At 63.0% G+C, this 17,447-nt stretch carries 16 protein-coding genes; 15 read left to right on the top strand and 1 reads right to left on the bottom strand.

Annotation, left to right across the window (positions count from 1 at the left end; genetic code table 11):
* The first annotated feature begins 131 nt into the window (after positions 1-131).
* The 15 genes from PRZ01_RS07520 to PRZ01_RS07450 all read left to right on the top strand — a co-directional run bounded on the left by PRZ01_RS07520 (position 132) and on the right by PRZ01_RS07450 (position 16,662).
* Entirely contained in the window at positions 132-1,262 is a 1,131-nt protein-coding gene (locus PRZ01_RS07520) for an AraC family transcriptional regulator (protein WP_273596153.1), read from the top strand.
* A gap of 795 nt (positions 1,263-2,057) precedes the next feature.
* Positions 2,058-2,696 (top strand): DUF6160 family protein, encoded by a 639-nt coding sequence (locus tag PRZ01_RS07515; RefSeq protein ID WP_273596152.1) that lies wholly within the window; start codon positions 2,058-2,060, stop codon positions 2,694-2,696.
* A gap of 61 nt (positions 2,697-2,757) precedes the next feature.
* A complete protein-coding gene (locus PRZ01_RS07510; protein WP_273596151.1) occupies positions 2,758-3,282 on the top strand; it encodes a DUF6160 family protein in 525 nt (174 codons plus the stop codon).
* 147 nt (positions 3,283-3,429) lie between these two features.
* Positions 3,430-3,963 carry a DUF6160 family protein gene (locus PRZ01_RS07505; protein ID WP_273596150.1) on the top strand — a complete coding sequence of 178 codons (534 nt, stop codon included), beginning with the start codon at positions 3,430-3,432 and terminating at the stop codon, positions 3,961-3,963.
* Positions 3,960-4,796 carry a hypothetical protein gene (locus tag PRZ01_RS07500; RefSeq protein ID WP_273596149.1) on the top strand — a complete coding sequence of 279 codons (837 nt, stop codon included), beginning with the start codon at positions 3,960-3,962 and terminating at the stop codon, positions 4,794-4,796. Before PRZ01_RS07505 ends, PRZ01_RS07500 begins: the two co-directional genes overlap by 4 nt.
* Positions 4,797-4,805: 9 nt before the next feature.
* Complete coding sequence (locus tag PRZ01_RS07495) at positions 4,806-5,759, top strand: hypothetical protein (RefSeq protein ID WP_273596148.1); 954 nt, start codon at positions 4,806-4,808, stop codon at positions 5,757-5,759.
* A gap of 1 nt (position 5,760) precedes the next feature.
* Positions 5,761-6,285 (top strand): hypothetical protein, encoded by a 525-nt coding sequence (locus PRZ01_RS07490; protein WP_273596147.1) that lies wholly within the window; start codon positions 5,761-5,763, stop codon positions 6,283-6,285.
* A 107-nt stretch (positions 6,286-6,392) separates the two neighbouring features.
* Complete coding sequence (locus PRZ01_RS07485) at positions 6,393-7,157, top strand: C39 family peptidase (protein ID WP_273596146.1); 765 nt, start codon at positions 6,393-6,395, stop codon at positions 7,155-7,157.
* Between the two features lie 3 nt (positions 7,158-7,160).
* Positions 7,161-8,198: a transporter gene (locus PRZ01_RS07480; protein ID WP_273596145.1), complete on the top strand. Its 1,038-nt coding sequence runs from the start codon at positions 7,161-7,163 to the stop codon at positions 8,196-8,198.
* Positions 8,199-8,205: 7 nt separating this feature from the next.
* Positions 8,206-9,831, top strand: coding sequence for an OmpP1/FadL family transporter (locus tag PRZ01_RS07475; RefSeq protein ID WP_273596144.1), 1,626 nt, complete (start codon positions 8,206-8,208; stop codon positions 9,829-9,831).
* A 76-nt stretch (positions 9,832-9,907) separates the two neighbouring features.
* Positions 9,908-10,522, top strand: coding sequence for a DUF2059 domain-containing protein (locus PRZ01_RS07470; RefSeq protein WP_273596143.1), 615 nt, complete (start codon positions 9,908-9,910; stop codon positions 10,520-10,522).
* A gap of 56 nt (positions 10,523-10,578) precedes the next feature.
* Complete coding sequence (locus PRZ01_RS07465) at positions 10,579-11,544, top strand: pseudouridine-5'-phosphate glycosidase (RefSeq protein ID WP_273596187.1); 966 nt, start codon at positions 10,579-10,581, stop codon at positions 11,542-11,544.
* Between the two features lie 161 nt (positions 11,545-11,705).
* Complete coding sequence (locus tag PRZ01_RS07460) at positions 11,706-12,926, top strand: efflux RND transporter periplasmic adaptor subunit (protein ID WP_273596142.1); 1,221 nt, start codon at positions 11,706-11,708, stop codon at positions 12,924-12,926.
* Positions 12,923-16,048 (top strand): efflux RND transporter permease subunit, encoded by a 3,126-nt coding sequence (locus tag PRZ01_RS07455; protein WP_273596141.1) that lies wholly within the window; start codon positions 12,923-12,925, stop codon positions 16,046-16,048. The genes PRZ01_RS07460 and PRZ01_RS07455 overlap by 4 nt, the downstream gene beginning before the upstream one ends.
* Entirely contained in the window at positions 16,045-16,662 is a 618-nt protein-coding gene (locus tag PRZ01_RS07450; protein WP_273596140.1) for a VTT domain-containing protein, read from the top strand. Before PRZ01_RS07455 ends, PRZ01_RS07450 begins: the two co-directional genes overlap by 4 nt.
* Here the strand turns inward: PRZ01_RS07450 and PRZ01_RS07445 are convergent.
* Complete coding sequence (locus tag PRZ01_RS07445) at positions 16,651-17,445, bottom strand: NRDE family protein (protein ID WP_273596139.1); 795 nt, start codon at positions 17,443-17,445, stop codon at positions 16,651-16,653. The two genes, PRZ01_RS07450 and PRZ01_RS07445, sit on opposite strands and share 12 nt — an antisense overlap.
* Positions 17,446-17,447 lie beyond the last annotated feature (2 nt).

The following is a 17,447-nucleotide window of genomic DNA, read 5'->3' as shown; positions in this document are numbered from 1 at the left end:
CGGGGGACAAAACCTATCCTTTCGGATAGGTATGACTAACCCCCGAAACACGCGGTACCTCTCCCTTCGGACGGCGACAGGGCGCAGGCATGCACCTAGAGTGGGCTCCCCCAGACCTGCTTTACCGTCCCATGACTCGCGCACACGCCGCCGCTTTCACCAGCTCCGCACCGACCTTCGCCTCTGGCGCAGTCGGCCGCAGCGTGGGTCACCGCAGCGGCCACCTGGGCGCAGCGGCCAAGCCCGCCGGCAAGGTGAGCCCGGAGGCCAACTGGCGCGACGCAATGACCGAGGCCCTGAACGCACACGACATTTGCCTTGAGCAATTGCTGTGCCAGTTGGGCGTCAAATCGAGCGAAACAGATGCCCGCATGCTCTCCGACGCCTACAACAAGGTGTGGGAGTTGGCGGCCACCCGCAGCAACAATGCAAGCATTGGGTTGACTGAACTGAGCCACCCGATCGTGGCCATGGGTGCCATTTCGCACCTGATTCTTTCCGCCCGCCATCTGGGTGACGCCCTGGCGCATCTGCAGCGTTATTCACTGCTGCTGTCGCCCACCATTCACCTGGAGCTGGTGCACGCCGACGGCCACAGCCGCCTGCGCGCCGAGTACCTCAAGGGCCTGCATCAAGTACCCCTGCAGCGTTATGACTTTCTGGCCAATGTGCTGCTGCAATCGCTGGCCTGGGTGACGGGCAAGGCCGTTCGGCCCGTGGCCATTGAATACCCCTTTGCCGCCCCGGCCGACTTGCGCCCCTGGCAGGAAGCCTTTGCATGCGAGTTGCGCTTCGACGCCAAAGAGTTCTGCATCGTCTTTGACAGCGCCGACCTGCAAACCCCGATCCCCACCGCCAACCCCGGCGTGGCCGCCCTGTGCGTGGCTGAAGCACAGCAACAAATGGCCTCCCACGCCGGCAGCGTGCAACGCCGTGTCCGCCAGGTGCTGTTGGAGCAACTGCCCAAGGGCGACCCCAAACGCGACACCATCGCCACCCTGTTGTGCATGAGTGAACGCACCCTGCAGCGCCGCCTGCTGGAAGAAAGCACCAGCTTCAACAAACTGCTGGACGAAACCCGCCGCGAACAAGCCGAGCGCTTTCTCGCCAAAGGCGGCATCTCCGCCACGGAGATGAGCTTCGCACTTGGCTTTGCCGACCCCAGCAATTTCTACCGCGCCTGCAAGCGCTGGTTCGGCCACTCGCCCAGCCACTTGCGCACGGGCAGCGCAGAGCCCAGCACCGCCGCCAACGCCAACTGAATCAAGGACCGCACGGTCCTTTTTTCTTGCCCCGCCTTGGCAAGCTCAGCCCGAACAGGCGGAGGAGGTGAGAACTTCGGCTCAAACGGCATTTCAGGTCTTGCGAAATTTTTTTTGACGTGTCGGCCCAAAAAATCTCCGCGCCAACCCCGTCTTGATCCCCCCTGAATAAGGGCCATCCAACGAGGCCCAAACCGACCCAGTTGTTGGGGCAATGAAACACCCAACCAGCCCGGTGTCGCCGTGGTGTCGTTTCAGCAGGCCGAAGGCCTCAAAAAGGCTCCGCCGGTCACTCAATTTTCAACACGCATCAGTGCGTTTGATTTCACCTGAAATTCTCAGCTTGTCTTTACAGGTTTAGACAACATTTCAGCACTTCCCCAGGGAAGCCCGACCGGTGGCGCATGAAACCCCTGATTTCAGAGAGAAAAGCGACAGGATTTTGCTGAAATCACAACGGTCAAAACACGCGGTTTTTGGGCCAAAACAGCGTGCAAATTGGCCGCATCAGTGCAAACCCGCTGACCCCCCGCGAATGACCATTGGGGTTCTCACTCCCCACCGAACGGAGGGCCTGCAAGGCCAAGAGCTTGGCTCGCAAAGTCAGAAGAAATCGCCAACTAATGCGCATGATTCGTTCACGCCGCTGACAACTCTGCGCCGAGCCGGATCCCACCAGAACCGGTCTTGTTAAAGAGGTAGGCCGTGACAGTGAACACGGTAAGCGCGTTGAGCAAAAAGAGTTAGTTCAGTTCGTTTCGGTCCTCGTTCAAAACCATATCTGGAGATACACACATGAAATTCTTCCAACTGTCCGCCGTCGCCGCCCTGCTCGCTTCCGCTGCTCTGTCGGCTTCCGCCATGACCGCCATCGATGACAGCGCCCTGTCGCAAGTCAGCGGCCAAGACGGCGTGTCCATCGCCGGTGACCTGAACATCAACATCGGCTCGTTCAAGTACACCGACACCGGCACCGACGGCGGCTCCGTGTCGTTCAACAACATCGGCATCAAGGGCATGTTCGTGATGACCGTGGACATCCTGAACGCAGCCACCTTCAGCGGCGCCGTCGGCACCAGCATGGGCTCGTACTTGGACGCAGCCGCTGTTGGTCGCGTTCTGGGCAACACCACAGCTTTCGCAACGGCACAAGCCGGCTATGACGCAAAGAACGGCGCCGGCGCTTTCGCAGCCCTGACCGCTGGCCAACAAGCTGTGACGGTTGAGTTGACCAACCTGGTCGTCAAGGGTGTGTACGACAACGCCAGCGATGTCGTTCAGTTCGCATTCCCCAACGCCGGTCTGGATTCCAAGCTGGCTCCTTCCGTGACCGTCGGCTCGATCACGATGGGCAACAGCACCAAGTCCTTCGGCTCGGTGGCCATCAACAACATCGACCTGCAAGGCACCAAGGTTTGGATGTGGGCTCACTAAGCTGATCGCTTAGACCTCTGTACTTTTGAAAATTCCACTTCAAGTTAAACAGGAACTCATCATGAAATTCTTCAAGATCTCCGCCGTCGCTGCCCTGCTCGCTTCCGCTGCTCTGTCGGCTTCCGCCATGACCGCCATCGATGACAGCGCCCTGTCGCAAGTCAGCGGCCAAGACGGTGTGTCCATCGCCGGTGACCTGAACATCAACATCGGTTCGTTCAAGTACACCGACACCGGCACCGACGGCGGCTCCGTGTCGTTCAACAACATCGGCATCAAGGGCATGTTCGTGATGACCGTGGACATCCTGAACGCCTCGGCCTTCGCAAGCACCGTCGGCGCTTCGATGGCCTCTTACGGCGCTGACCCGCAAGCCAACCTGAACAACCTGGTCGTCAAGGGTGTGTACGACAACGCCAGCGATGTCGTTCAGTTTGCATTCCCCAACGCCGGTCTGGATTCCAAGCTGGCTCCTTCCGTGACCGTCGGCTCGATCACGATGGGCAACAGCACCAAGTCCTTCGGCTCGGTGGCCATCAACAACATCGACCTGCAAGGCACCAAGATCTGGATGTGGGCTCACTAAGCTCTCGTCTGACTTGATCTCAATGAGTTGAGAGCGAAGAGATGAAAAGGGCCCGGGCTTTGCCCCGGGTCTTTTTTTCCCCGGCGGGCTGTTTGCGCTCAGCACGGGTTTTTACCTAACCACCACGCCCCACGGAGCATCATTCGCATGAGCCGCATCCTGAGCTGTGTCTTCGCTGTGCTGCTGGCCCTCTCGGCCGGTGCCGCGCATGCCATGGCCGCCATGGATGACGAGGATCTTGCCGAGGTGCATGGCCGGGACGGGGTGACGATTAGCGCGGACTTGAGCATCCACATCGGCAACTTCAGCTACAGCACGCAAAGTGCCAGCAACCCCGATGGCGGCTCGATCAGCTTCAACAACATCAGCATTTCGGGTTTGTTTGTGATGACGGTGGACGTGCTCAGCGCAGCCAGCTTCACAAGCACCCTCAGCAACTCCATGGCAGCCTATGGCGCCGATGGCGCTGCCGGCATTGCGCGTTTGGTGAGCAGTGGCCTGTATGACAATCGCAGTGACGTGATCCAGTTGGCAATTCCTAACGCTGGACTTGATCACCGTCTGAGCCCTTCGATTAACGTGGGGTCTGTCACCATGGGCAACAGTGCTGCGTCGTTTGGCAGCATCAGCATCACCAATTTCGACATGCAGGGCTCCAAGATCTGGATATGGGCGCATTGAGTTTTTCTCAGGACGGGCACCACCCCGGTTGCCTGCAAGGCTTGCGCCACCACCTCAATGCCGCCGCTCTGGCCTTGGCTGTGCTGCTCAGTCTGCTGCCGGTACAGGCCGCGCAGGCACAAGGCAAGCCACTGCCCGACGTGGTGCTCTCCGAGGTGTGGGGCCAGGCGATGGTGGAGGTGACCAACACCAGCGTCAACGGCTATGACTTCTCCAAGGTCACGCTCAATGCCGACATCACCTTGAGTGCTAACTTCACCAACATCCGCCTGGGCGAGTACACCAGCACCACGCGCAATGGCACGGGTGCCGACATCGCCATCAGCACGCTGCAGTTTGGCCGCAGCGACCTGGGTGATGCCCAGCGCACGGTGACGCTCAATAACCCGTATATGGAGATGGTGTACTCGGGCAGCGGCAGCACCCGCCAAGTGATTGGCATGCGCTTGGGCTTTGAGGGCATCACGGGCAGTTTGGGAATTTCAGCGCAAAGCATCAGCGGCTCGGTCGCCGTGACCGACAGCCAAGGCCGCACGCTCGACTCCCGCACCGACACGCTCGGCGGCAAACGCTGGGACGGCACCACCTGCGGCAGCGCAGCCTGCCCCTTCAGCCTGGCCGATATCACCGCCATCCAGGCGGGCAACGCCAGCGGGGCGAGCCGGGACTTCTTCATCTCGGTGCTGAAGTCGACCGTGCAATACCCCACCTCCACCGGCATGACAACCGCCTCGGACGCCGCGCAAGCTGGCGTCTGGCTCAATTGGCGTGATCGCTTGGCGGCCACCCTGGGCACCACGATACCGGCCAATGTGGCCAAACCGGGCGGCTGAGGTGTGGCCATGTGGCGCCCCCTTGCATTCCTCAAAAAGTCGCTGGCACACCGGGCGGCTTTTGTCGTTTCAGTTCACATCGCAGCGCTAGGCCTGGCCGTCTTCGCTGCACCGGCGCAGGCCAGTTTGCAGAGCATTTCAGACGATGAACTGGCCACGGTCCACGCCCGCGACGGCTTTGCCTTCAATCTGCAGGGGTTTTCGCTGAACGGCTCGCTCTCCCTGCGCCTGGGCAGCAGCACCGACGCCAGCGGCGTGAGCCTGAACAATATCAGCCTCTCACGCTCGGACGACACGGCCAACACCTACACCGACCCCTACCAACTCACCCTGGTGCAACGCGGCGGGGGGCTGCCGGATAAGGTGGTGCTCAGCGAGCCGCTGAACGCGCAAGGCCTCATCCTCTGGCAATTCGCGGCCGATTTGGAGCTGACCGACGCCAACAGCAACACCTTCAAAGCGGGCGCCTTGCTGCTGCAGAATTTGCGCAGCAGCGGCACCACGCTGGAGATTGCGCCCAATGCCGACGCCGATGTGCAAGGCATTGCCCTGGGGCTCGGGCTGCGGCTGGACCTGGGCGCCCTGACCCTGCGCCCGCGCGGGCGACTCGACACCACCCTGATCGACGACCCCACCACCGCCGAGCAATTCACCCTGCGCGGCTTGCACCTGGGCGCGGCAACGGCAGACGGCCAGCAATTGAGCCCCACAGGCCTGTGGCAATTGAGCTCGTTGAGCAATCAACCGCTCTTGATCAACACCGTGACCGCCGCTGACGGCAGCACCGCCTTGCACCTGAACATTGCCTGGCCCAGCGCCGGGCAGACCGCGCCGGTCGGCAGCGTGCTGATCGACAACATCAGCTTCAAAAGCGACGTCGGCGGCAATGTGGACCTGGGCTCCAGCCGCATTGGCGGCGTACAAATCCAGTACCTGGACATCAAATTGAAGAGCGGGCGCTGAGATGAGAGCCATCACGAAAAAATTGCGCAGCGCCCGGATGCATCAGCAAGTGGCCCGGCTGCTGGGTGCCGCCGGGTTGATGGGCGGCTGCGTTCTCGCCCCGGCTGGCTCCACCAGCTTTGCGGCAACGCCCTTGGACGACGCCGCGTTGTCTGCCGTGACCGGGCGTGACGGCATCGTGCTGAATGCGCATTTGGAGCTGAACACCGCCGCCGACTCCACCAACCGAGTCAGCGTCGGCTTCAAGGTAGCGGGTGCCACCAGCTATCTGGTACTCGACAAAATCAGCGGCACGCTGGACATGCTGGGCCTGGAGGTCAAGGCCATCGCGGGGCCGGGAGGCAGCACCGGCATCAGCGACGTGATCCAGGTGGGGCTGCCCAGCTTTCTCGGTTTCAAGGATTTCGGCATTCGCGCCATCGCGGCACAGGCGGACGCCACGGCGCCCATCACCGCCAGCATGGGCCAAATCCAGCTGAGCGGCAGCGCGCAATTGCAGGGGCAAGTGTTGCTCTGGTCCAAATGAGCCGCTGACAAGCCTCACTAATCAGGCGAATCCACCCCGCTTTGACACTGAACCGCCCCCATAACGCATTACGCTAGCGCGTCCCCCGAGTTCGAGGATTTTCAACCATGCTGATGATTTTGCTGGGCACCCTGGCCATGCTGATCGGTGGCTCCACTTTGGAGACGCTGAAGCCCGCCAAAGACCGCCCGGAGCACCAGTTCGAGCTGCCGATGGCGCAGGTGGGCGGCGGCGTGGTGCCGGCGGCGGTGCAGATTGAGCCTTTGTCGGAGCTGAAATTTCGCAACATCGTGCACCAAGCCTATGACTACAGCTGCGGTTCAGCCGCGCTGGTGACGGTGATCAACAACTACCTGGGCATCCCCGTCACCGAGCAGCAGGCCATGGAAGGCATGCTGGCCTTTGGTGAGCGCGACAAGATCATCGAGCGCCGTGGTTTTTCGCTGTTAGACATGAAGCGCTACGTCAACACCCTGGGCTCGGACAGCGCCGGCTTCAAGGCCGAAATCAAAGACCTGGCCGAGCTTAAAGAGCCCGGCATCGTGCCCATCGACTACGCCGGGTTCAAGCATTTCGTGGTGTTTCGCGGGTTGCGGGCGGGCAAGGTCTACTTGGCCGATCCATCGGTCGGGCATATCGTTTTCTCGGTGGCCGACTTTGAAGAGCTGTGGGATCGTCACACCCTGTTTCTGCTCTATCCCTCGAAAACCCAGGGCAAGGCGGTCAACCTGCTGGCTCTGAACGATCAAGAGCTGGGCGTGATTGACTCCGATCAATTGCGCGCGCAGGCCAACCTCCCCCCGCTCGACACCACCGAGGCGCTGCGCGCTGCGGTACAGGCCAACCTTGGCATTTACACACTTCGACGCTGATCCATGATGACTGCTCTGTTTTCCCGCCCCTCGACTGCTGCAGCCCCGGCCCTGTTGCTCACCCTCTTCATACACGTCGGGCTGGCCCAAGCCCAGACGGCCGCCACCAGCGGCAGTACCAGCACCGATGCCGTGCGCGATGCCCTGGCCAAAAAGGAGGGCGACGTGGATCAGGCTGCCCTGCTCAAGGCCACCCTGACCGCCGCGGACAAGCAGTATTCGTTGATCCGCAAAGGCGCTTTGGCGCTCACCTATGACATGGGCTACGCCTACATCGGCAGTCAGGTCATCAATGCCAAGTTCACCGACTCCACGTTGACGCTGTTCAACATCCAGAACACCCGCTCGCACACCCTCACCAACACCATCTCCACCGACTACGGCCTGATGGACAACCTCACCGGCAACGTCACACTGCCGCTGGTCAGCAAGTACAGCCAGTCCGACTCGTTCTCGGGCATCACCAATGGCATTGGCGACTTGTCCATGGGTGTGCGCTGGCAGCCGCTGGAGTTAAGCCGCGACATGCCCTCGCTCACGACCTCGGCCACCTTCCGCCTGGCCACCGGCCGCAGCCCCTTCAAGACCATCAATGGCCAAGGCCTGGGCACCGGCTCAGGCTACAACGGCCTGACGCTGGGAGCCAACGCCTCCAAGGTGATGGACCCGGTGGCGATCTTCGGCTCGGTGTCGCTGACCCTGGGCATGGCCGCCAGCCACCTGAACCAGACCGTTGGCTCCGCCACCCTGGTGAAGATGAGCCCCGGCCCCAGCCTGGGTTTCGGCATGGGCTTTGCCTACGCGCTGTCGTACAAGGTGTCGACCACCATGTCCTTTCAGGAAACCATCTCTGCCCGCTCACACCTGACCATGCTGGATGGCACGACCAACGCCACGGCCACCCAAACCTCGGGCGTGCTGAGCTTCGGCCTGGGCGTGCGTGCCTCTCCCAAGACGACGATGAACGTTTCGGTCGGCGTGGGCCTGAGCCCCGATTCGCCCAGCTTCACCCTCGGCTTCAACATGCCCTTGAACCTCTGAGGCGGGCATGCATAAGTTCTTCAAAGGCCAGCGCCAGCGCGCGCTGGCTGCGGCCCTGGTGGGCGGCGCCGCTCTGGGCACGGCAGGTAACGCGCAGGCAGCACTGACTGAGAACCTGGCGGTCAGCGTCGTCGGCATGTCGATGGGCAATGCGGTGACTGCCGACCCGCCAGGGCTGGACTCGATCCACTTCAACCCGGCCGGTTTGGCGCGCATCAAGACCAACCGCCGGCAAGATGCTGTGTTCGGTGCCTCGATCAAGCCCTACGCGAGCTTTCACCAGCCCGATGGCTTTGACATCGGGGGGTGGAAGAACGACCCCATCGCCGGCACCTCCACCGGCCCGGTGCGGCAAGCCATCTACCTGCCCATGTACGGCTCACCCAGTTGGAGCCTGCCCGCGGCAGTGGCGGCCGGCCTGGGTTTGGCGTTTCATGAGCCCGACTCCAAATGGACCTTTGGCACCGCCACCTATGTGCCGCAGGGCGTGGGCATTGACCGCACCAAAGATCCCAACGACCCGGCGCGCTTCGACGGCCGCAAGGTCGTGATCCAGCGCTTGGTCTATCTATCACCAACAGCCGCGTACCAAGTCAGCGACACGCTGAGCTTGGGCGTTTCGGTGCCCATTGCGCACCAGGGCTTCATGCTGAACACGGCGATGCGCATGCCCAACGAACTGCTGGGCATCATCGGCAAACTGCAGGACGCCTGGTGCGGCGACAGCGGCAACCCGCTGGACACGCTGGGCTTCGGGCTGTGCGGCGGTGGCAAGGAGGGGCGCCTGCGCCCCTTCAACACCGTGGGCGACATGACCTTCGACATGACCGCCCCCATGGACCCGACGCTGAACATCGGCGTCTTGTGGGAGCCCAAGGACTGGTTTGCCATGGGCGCCGTGTACCAGTTCGGCTCCAGTACCGTGCTGACGGGTCGTTATGACTTCGAAGCCGCGCCGGTGTTGCGCAAATTCGTGCAAGGCTTGTACAGCAGCCTGCAAGGCCCGATCCTGGCGGCCGCCTTCGGCATGCCCACCAGCATCCCGGCCTCGCAGACCGGCAACGCCACGCTGGTGCTGCCATTCCCTGAGCACGTGCAAGCCGGCATCAAGATCAAGCCCTTGTCTTTTCTGCAGTTCAATGTGGACGTGAACTGGACCAACTGGGCGCGCTGGGACAAGATGACCTTCCAGTTCGACCAGCAGATCTCGCTGCTGCAAATGGCCCGTATCTTCGGCCAGGGCGACGCGAGCAAGCTGGTGATCCCGCGTGGCTACAAAAGCCCCATCCACTTCGGCTACGGGGTGGATTTGAGCGTGGGCCAGCACATTCACCTGCGCGGCGGCTACGAGCCGCGCAAGACCTCGGTGCCCTCCTCGGCCATGGACTTGATTGCGCCCCTGCCCGACCTGAAAGTATTCAGCGTGGGCGCAGGCTACCAGGCCGACAGCGGCCTGCGCATTGACGCCACCGCCAGCTACGCGCATGGCCGTTTCAACCTGCCCGCCAACACCAGTTGCAACCTCAACTGCACCAATTTCTCCAATGTGATCTACAACCCCTACGCCGGCCTGGACATCAATGGCGGCATCTACATCCGCTACTTCGGCATCTCGCTCAGCCATCCGTTCTGAGCGGGCCGCCCACCTATTGCCTCCCGTTCCTTCCCCCGCTCCTCCCCCCTGTCCCTCTCCTCGACCCACCTCGTCCATGAAGCTGTCGTTCTCATCTTTCTCTGCCCTGTCCTTCTCCCTCACCCTGCTGAGCGCCGCACTGTGCGGGGCCAACGCGCAAGCGCAAACCTCGCCGCCTGCAGCAGCAGCCCCAGCAGCCTCGGCGGCCCCAGCCCCCGTCACACCGGCACGCCAGGCCTTGGTAGACCGCCTGCTCAGCCTGTGGCATGTGGAAGATGTGGCCGTCGTGATGGTGCAACGCCCGGCGCTCAACGCCATGGAACAAGCCCGCGTGGTGCTGCAAGGCCGCGTCAGCGCTGAAAAGCGCGAGCGCACACTCAAAGACATCAGCACCGATGTGCAAACCTATGTGGACGAAGCCACGCCCTTGGCCAAAGAGAGTGCGCACAAAATGGTGGGCCCCACCATCACGCCCCTGCTGCTGAGCAACTTCAACGACGCCGAATTGCAGCAAATCATTGCCTTGCTGGAGTCCCCGCTGAAAAAGAAATTCGAAAAACTGGTGCCTGAGATGGAGCGTGCCCTGGGCGAAAAAGTTGCGAGCGACAGCGCTGCCGCCATCAACCCCAAGCTGCAGGCGATGACGCAGGCGGTGGGCCTGAAGCTGCGCGCGGCGTCTATCGCGCCTTGATGCGGCGCTGACGCGCTGACCGCGTCTTCTATAGTTCCGCCATGAACACCCAGAAGATGCCAGGGCTTGCCCTGCCGGCCGCTCCAACAAACCTGGGGCCCGATGCCCAGCGCCTGATCGCCTTCAGCCCCGAGGTCGCGGCCGCCCGTGCCGCGGGCAGCCCGGTCGTGGCGCTGGAGTCCACCATCATTTCGCACGGCATGCCTTACCCGCAAAATGTGCAGACCGCCCGGGAGGTGGAAGCCCGGGTGCGCGCCGGCGGTGCGGTGCCCGCCACCATCGCGGTGCTGGACGGAAAAATCCGCATCGGCCTGAGTGACGCTGAGCTGGAATTGCTGGGCCGCTCGCCCGAGGCCCTGAAGGTCAGCCGGCGCGACCTGGCCTATGTGTTGTCCACCGGCAAGATCGGCGCCACCACCGTCGCCGCCACCATGATTTGCGCGGAACTGGCGGGTATTCAAGTCTTCGTCACCGGCGGCATAGGCGGCGTGCACCGGGGGGCGGAGCGTAGTTTTGACATTTCAGCCGACCTGCAGGAGTTGGCGCACAGCTCGGTCGCGGTGGTGTGCGCGGGCGCCAAATCGATTCTGGACATCGGCCTGACGCTGGAATACCTTGAAACCCACGGCGTGCCGGTGTTGGGCCTCGGGCAAGCCAACTTTGCAGCCTTCTACACGCCGGACAGCGGCTTCAAATGCGACTTCTGCATGGACAGCGTGGCCGATGTCGCGCGATTTCTGCACACCAAATGGGCACTCGGCCTGGCCGGTGGCGTGGTGATCAGCAACCCGGTGCCAAGCGCCGATGCGATGCCCAGGATTGAGATCGACGCCATCACCACCCAAGCCCTGCAGGAGGCCGATGCCCAGGGCATTCAAGGCAAGGCAGTCACGCCTTTCATCCTGGCACGCATCAAAGCCTTGAGCAAGGGACGCAGCCTGCTCACCAACATCGCTCTGGTGAAAAACAATGCCGAAAAAGGGGCGGCGCTGGCCGTGGCCTTGGCACAAACTTCGATTTGAGCTCAACGATTCGGATCGCCCGGGTGCTTATGCCGCCCCGACGACTTGACGCATTAACACCGCAGCAACATTTCGTCGCGCCGATCACGTAAGCTCGCCGGTTTATTCCTTGGTGGCCTCGCCTCCAACGGGAGTCTTGTCTTCTGTAGAAAGCCGTTCACATGCGCCGCAAGTCCATTGCCGCGGGTCTGGTTCTGGTCGCCTTGGCGACCGGCGCCTGGTTCCAAATTTCATCGTCCCGCAAGGACAAGGCCCTCACCGCGCAAAATGCCGCGCCGAACGCAAAACCCGGGTCTGCAATGGCCGTGGGCGTGGTCACCGCGCGCCTGCAAGACGTGCCCATCACGCTGGAGGCCACCGGCACCGTCACCGCGCTGAAAACCGTGGACTTGCGCGCTCAGACCACCAATATCGTCACCCAGGTGTTGATCAAAGAGGGCGACGATGTGGCTCGCGGGCAGTTGCTGTTTCGCTTTGATGATCGTACCGACCGGGCCAATCTGGCCAAGGCCCGCGCCCAGCTGGCGCGCGACCGCGCCACACAGGCCGACCTGGAGCGCCAATACCAGCGCGCGCGCGATTTGTTGGCGCAGCATTTTGTGGCCCAAGGTGCAGTCGACACGGCGTTGGCCAATCTGGAGGCCCAGCGCGCATTGGTGGCGTCGGATGCCGCTGCCGTGCAGGCCGCAGAGGTGGCGCTGAGTTTTGATGAAGTCCGCGCGCCGCTGAGCGGGCGTACCGGCATCATCAGCGTGGTGGCGGGTAGCCTGGTTCAAGGCGCGGCCACTGCGCCGGCACTGGTCACCATTTCGCAGATCAGCCCCATCGCCATCAGCTTCACGCTGCCCGAAACCCAGCTGGCCCAGGTGCTGCAAGCGCAAACTCAAGGGCCTCGGCAGGCGCCCGTCGTTGCGACGGTGCCGGGTGCGCAAGCAGTCAGTGAGCGGCTCAACGGGCGACTCAGCTTTGTCGACAATCTGGTCGACAGCAGCACCGGCACGATCCGCCTCAAGGCCGAGTTCGACAACGCGCAACACAAGCTGTGGCCAGGCCAGTATGTGCAGCTGCGCCTGCAACTCCACACGCTGAAGAACGTGGTCACGATTCCGCTGGCGGCCATCATCCAGCGCGGCAATGAGCGCTCGGTCTATATCGCCGAAGGTTCTCCGGCCACGGCCAAACTCGTGCCGGTGACGATTCGCCATGTATTCGGTGAAATCGCGGTAGTGGACGGCCTGGCCGCCAACGCCCAGGTGGTGCTGGACGGCAAACAAAATCTGCGCCCCGGCGTGCCGCTGACCCTGCAAGCGGCGGCCGTGAACCCGGCTGCAGCGGCGGCCTCTGCTGCAGCGTCGGTCGCCACTTCGGGATCCCCGACATGAGATTGACCGAAGCCTTCATCCGGCGGCCGGTGATGACCGTGCTGCTGAACATCGCGCTCATCATTGCCGGCCTGGCCGCCTGGGGCAAGATCCCCGTGGCAGCCCTGCCATCCTTCAATACGCCCATCATCAATGTGCAGGCGGTGCTGCCCGGCGCCTCGCCGGAGACCATGGCCTCATCGGTAGCCCTGCCCTTGGAAAAGCAGTTTTCCACCATCGCTGGGCTGACCACCATTTCCAGCACCAACACGCTGGGCAACACTTCGCTGACGCTGGAGTTTGACCCTTCGCGCAATATCGACGCCGCAGCGGTGGACGTGCAAGCAGCGTTGTTCCGCTCGCTGCGGGCCCTGCCCGTGGAGATGACCACGCCGCCGTCCTACCGCAAGGTGAACCCGGCTGACGCACCCGTCTTGCTGGTGGCGCTGACCTCGCCCTCCATCAACCTCTCTGACCTCAATGACTTTGCGGAGAACCTGATCACCCCCTCGCTGTCCACCATCGACGGGGTGGCTCAGGTGTCGATCTACGGGCAGAAGCGCTTTGCCGTGCGGGTTCGCGTGCGCAGTGACTTGCTGAATCAGCGCAACATCACGCTGGAGGAATTGCAAACCGCCATCAAGGGCGCCAACGCCAACACCCCCGTGGGCGTGCTGGACGGCAGCCGCCAGACACTGACGATCCAGGCCAACAAGCAGCTGCGCAACGCCCAAGAATTCGGCAACATCGTGGTGGCCGCACGCAACGGAGCGCCGGTTTATCTGCGCGATGTGGCGGAGGTGCAAGACAGCTTCGAGACGGTCAAGTCCTTCTCCAACTTCAACGGCGAGCGCTCCATCGTGCTGGCCGTGCAGCGCCAGCCGGACGCCAACACCGTGGCCGTGGTGGACGCTGTCAAGGGCATGTTGCCGCGCTTTGCCGCGCAGTTGCCCGGCTCGGTGCAGATGACAACGCTGAACGACCGCTCGCTCTCCATCCGCGAATCGCTGCATGACGTCTACTTCACCCTCGGCCTGACGGTGGCCCTGGTGGTGCTGGTGATCTACTTGTTTTTGCGGCGGGTGGCGGCCACGGTGATTCCGGCGCTGTCGCTGCCAGTCTCTTTGATCGGTGCGCTGACCCTGCTGTTCGCCCTGGGTTACAGCCTGGACAACATCTCGCTGCTGGGCCTGACCCTGGCTGTGGGCCTGGTGGTGGACGACGCCATCGTGATGCTGGAAAACATCCACCGGCATATCGAAGACGGTGTGCCGCCCTTCGAGGCCGCCGTGCGCGGCGCGCGGGAGATGTCCTTCACCATTCTCTCGATCTCGGTGTCGCTGGTGGCAGTGCTGATCCCCATCTTCTTCATGCCCGGCGTGATCGGCCTGCTATTCCATGAATTCGCGGTGGTGGTGTCACTCTCCATCATGGTGTCGGCGGGTGTCTCGCTGACCCTGGTGCCAATGTTGTGCAGCCGCTTCCTCAAGCCGCACGACCACGTTGAAGAGGGCGCGTTGGGCCAACTTTTCGAGCGCGGTTTCAACGCCGTGCTGGGCGCCTACAGTCGCTCGCTCGACCTGGCGCTACGCCACCGTGCCTGGGTGCTGGGCGTGGCGGTGCTGAGCTTTGCGGCCACCGCCTGGTTCTACGTGGTCATCCCCAAAGGCTTTTTCCCAGAAGAAGACATTGGCCAGATTCGCGCCAGCACCGAAGCGTCGGAAGACATCTCCTTCGCCGCCATGACGGTGCTGCAAGAGCGCGCAGCCGCACTGGTCAAAGCCAACCCCACCGTGGCCAGTGTGGCCACCGCCGTGGGCGGCAACGGCAGCGCCGTCAACACCGGCCGCATGTTTATCAACCTGAAGCCTCGCAGCGAACGAGCGCCCATGGCCAAGGTGATGGAGAGCCTGCGCAAGACGATGAAGACCCTGCCCGGCATCGCGGTCTACCTGCAGCCGGTGCAAAACCTGCAACTGGGCGGCCGGCAAAGCAAGAGCCGCTATCAGTACACCCTGCAATCGGTGGCCGCGGGAGAACTCAACTCATGGGCGTCGAAATTGCAGGAGAAGCTCACCGCCGATCCGCTGTTTCGTGACGTCACCAGCGACTCGCAGCTGCGCGGCCTGCAGGCCAATCTGGTGATCGACCGCGACCGCGCCACGCTGCTGGGCGTACAGATGCAAGACCTTCGCAACGCGCTGTACGACGCCTTTGGCGAGCGCCAGGTGTCAAGCATCTACGCCGAGAGCAACACCTACCAGGTGATCATGGAAGCGAGCGACGGCGACCGGCAAAGTGAAGACGCCTTCAACAAAATTTACTTGCGCGGCCGCAATAACGCACTGGTGCCACTGACCGCCTTTGCCTCGGTGAAACGCGAGCTGGGCCCCACGGCGGTGAATCACCAGGGCCAATTGCAGGCCATCACCCTGAGCTTCAACCTCGCCCCCGAAGTACCCCTGGGTGAAGCCACTGCCAAACTAGACCGTTATGCCAGCGACATGAAGATGCCCGCCACCATCATCACCAGCTACGGCGGCGACGCAGCGGTGTTCAAAGACTCGCAAGGCGGCCAGCTGCTGCTGATTGGCCTGGCGCTGGCGGTGATCTATGTACTGCTGGGCGTACTGTATGAAAGCTATATCCACCCGCTGACCATTCTGGCCGGCCTGCCCTCGGCGGCGGTGGGCGCACTGATCACGCTGCAGCTCTTTGGCATGGAGCTGACGCTGATCGCCACCATCGGCATCCTGATGCTTATCGGCATCGTGAAGAAGAATGCCATCATGATGATCGACTTCGCACTCGACGCCCAGCGCAACGGCGGCATGACACCACAGCAGGCCATCCGCGAGGCCTGCATCCTGCGTTTCAGGCCCATCATGATGACCACCCTGGCTGCACTGATGGGCGCCCTGCCCATCGCTCTGGGCCTGGGCGCCGGCGCTGAACTGCGCCAGCCCCTGGGCCTGGCCGTGGTCGGCGGCCTGATCCTCTCGCAAGCCGTCACGCTGTACATCACACCGGTGATCTATCTGGCGCTGGACCGCTTCAGCGGCCAGGGCCCGGACATGCGCGAAGTGACCGATGTGCGCAAAACCGCGCACGGCGCGGCTGCGCCGACAAGCGTGCAGACATGACGATGACACGCGGCCAGCGCCTCCTGCTGGTCGCCGGCCTGCTGGCCTTGCTGTGGGTCGGCATGCGGCTCAGCGGGCTGGACACGCAATTCAGCCTGGCTCATCTGCGGGCCTTGTTCGGCCTGCACACGGGCGTGGGCCTGCTGGTGTTTTGCCTGGCGTTCATGGCGGGCAATCTGCTGCAGATTCCGGGCGGGCTGTTTCTGGCGGCCGCGGTGCTCACGCTGGGGCCCCTCTGGGGCGGGTTGAGCACCTATGTGGCGGCCTGCTTGTCCTGTGTGGGCACCTTTGCGGTGATACGCGGCCTGGGCGGCGATGCGCTGCGCGGCTGGCAGCAAGGCCCCGCGCGGCAACGCTTGTTTGCCAGCCTGGCCAGCCTGTTTACGCGGCTGTATACACGCTTGCTCGCACGGCTGGACTCACATCCCGTACAGAGCGTGGCGCTGCTGCGCCTGCTGTTTCAAACCGTGCCGGCGCTGAACTATGCGCTGGCCCTCTCGGGGGTCCGGTTCCGCAGCTACCTGCTGGGCACCCTGATCGGCCTGCCCTTGCCGATCGCCCTGTATTGCATTTTCTTCAAGCAATTGGCACTGTGGCTGAAGCTACCGGTCTGAGGCTTTTGCAGTGAGTGCAGTGAGCACGCCAACATAACGCGTTACATCAGTTGGCTCACCTCTTTCACCAAAGCCCTGCTCGACAAACTCAAATGCGTGGGCACGCAAACGCAGCACCGCGCTGGAGCGCGTGCCGTAGCCCGGCGTGGCGATGAAAATGGCCGACAGCGCCCGCTCAATCTCGATCGGAACGCCCGTAGCCGGCAGATCGCCATCAGCGGCCTGATCGGCATCGCGCAGCAGCGCCAGCAGGTTGTCCACCTCGCCGGGTGCATCGCCGGACACATCGGCCAGGGCTTGCCTGAGCTTGCGCAGCTTCGGCCAGGGCGTGTTGAAGTCGGCATTGGACACGGCGCCCAAGCCCGCTTGCAGCGTGACGATGCGACTCTGCCGGCCCTCAAAACCCAACAACTGCACACCATCAAACAGCAGCAGATTGAAAGGGTTGTAGCGCGTGGCGCGTGCGGCCAATGCGGCCAGAAAATCCGCAGCGCTGGCCTGCCCCTGCAAGAACTCGCTGACCAACTCGCCTCGGGAGCGGGCCTGCGCATCAAGCAAGCGCGGGGCGCGGTGATTGGTCAGTGCCGCCACACGCCCGCGGCCTTCATGCACGGCCATGCCGAGCCAGGTGCCGCCGGCTTGCAGGTCACGCCCGGCCAACAAGGCAGCGTCGCCCCACCGGTGCAAGGGCGCGGTCGGGCGGGCGTAGAACTCGTCGCGGTTGGCAATCAGCGTCAGCGGCGTGGCGCTGCCGGGTTGCCAGTTCCAGGCGATCAAGCACATGG

Source organism: Roseateles koreensis (genome assembly GCF_028595305.1).
GTDB lineage: Bacteria > Pseudomonadota > Gammaproteobacteria > Burkholderiales > Burkholderiaceae_C > Paucibacter_A > Paucibacter_A koreensis.
The sequence above is the reverse complement of the archived record's forward strand: the minus strand, read 5'-3'. Positions and strand labels throughout refer to the sequence as shown.

Bases quoted from the DNA above. Each gene is read 5' to 3' on its own strand.
- PRZ01_RS07520 (WP_273596153.1), top strand. From the start codon at position 132: ATGACTCGCGCACACGCCGCCGCTTTCACCAGCTCCGCACCGACCTTC.
- PRZ01_RS07515 (WP_273596152.1), top strand. From the start codon at position 2,058: ATGAAATTCTTCCAACTGTCCGCCGTCGCCGCCCTGCTCGCTTCCGCT.
- PRZ01_RS07510 (WP_273596151.1), top strand. From the start codon at position 2,758: ATGAAATTCTTCAAGATCTCCGCCGTCGCTGCCCTGCTCGCTTCCGCT.
- PRZ01_RS07505 (WP_273596150.1), top strand. From the start codon at position 3,430: ATGAGCCGCATCCTGAGCTGTGTCTTCGCTGTGCTGCTGGCCCTCTCG.
- PRZ01_RS07495 (WP_273596148.1), top strand. From the start codon at position 4,806: ATGTGGCGCCCCCTTGCATTCCTCAAAAAGTCGCTGGCACACCGGGCG.
- PRZ01_RS07490 (WP_273596147.1), top strand. From the start codon at position 5,761: ATGAGAGCCATCACGAAAAAATTGCGCAGCGCCCGGATGCATCAGCAA.
- PRZ01_RS07485 (WP_273596146.1), top strand. From the start codon at position 6,393: ATGCTGATGATTTTGCTGGGCACCCTGGCCATGCTGATCGGTGGCTCC.
- PRZ01_RS07480 (WP_273596145.1), top strand. From the start codon at position 7,161: ATGATGACTGCTCTGTTTTCCCGCCCCTCGACTGCTGCAGCCCCGGCC.
- PRZ01_RS07475 (WP_273596144.1), top strand. From the start codon at position 8,206: ATGCATAAGTTCTTCAAAGGCCAGCGCCAGCGCGCGCTGGCTGCGGCC.
- PRZ01_RS07470 (WP_273596143.1), top strand. From the start codon at position 9,908: ATGAAGCTGTCGTTCTCATCTTTCTCTGCCCTGTCCTTCTCCCTCACC.
- PRZ01_RS07465 (WP_273596187.1), top strand. From the start codon at position 10,579: ATGCCAGGGCTTGCCCTGCCGGCCGCTCCAACAAACCTGGGGCCCGAT.
- PRZ01_RS07460 (WP_273596142.1), top strand. From the start codon at position 11,706: ATGCGCCGCAAGTCCATTGCCGCGGGTCTGGTTCTGGTCGCCTTGGCG.
- PRZ01_RS07455 (WP_273596141.1), top strand. From the start codon at position 12,923: ATGAGATTGACCGAAGCCTTCATCCGGCGGCCGGTGATGACCGTGCTG.
- PRZ01_RS07450 (WP_273596140.1), top strand. From the start codon at position 16,045: ATGACGATGACACGCGGCCAGCGCCTCCTGCTGGTCGCCGGCCTGCTG.
- PRZ01_RS07445 (WP_273596139.1), bottom strand. From the start codon at position 17,445: ATGTGCTTGATCGCCTGGAACTGGCAACCCGGCAGCGCCACGCCGCTG.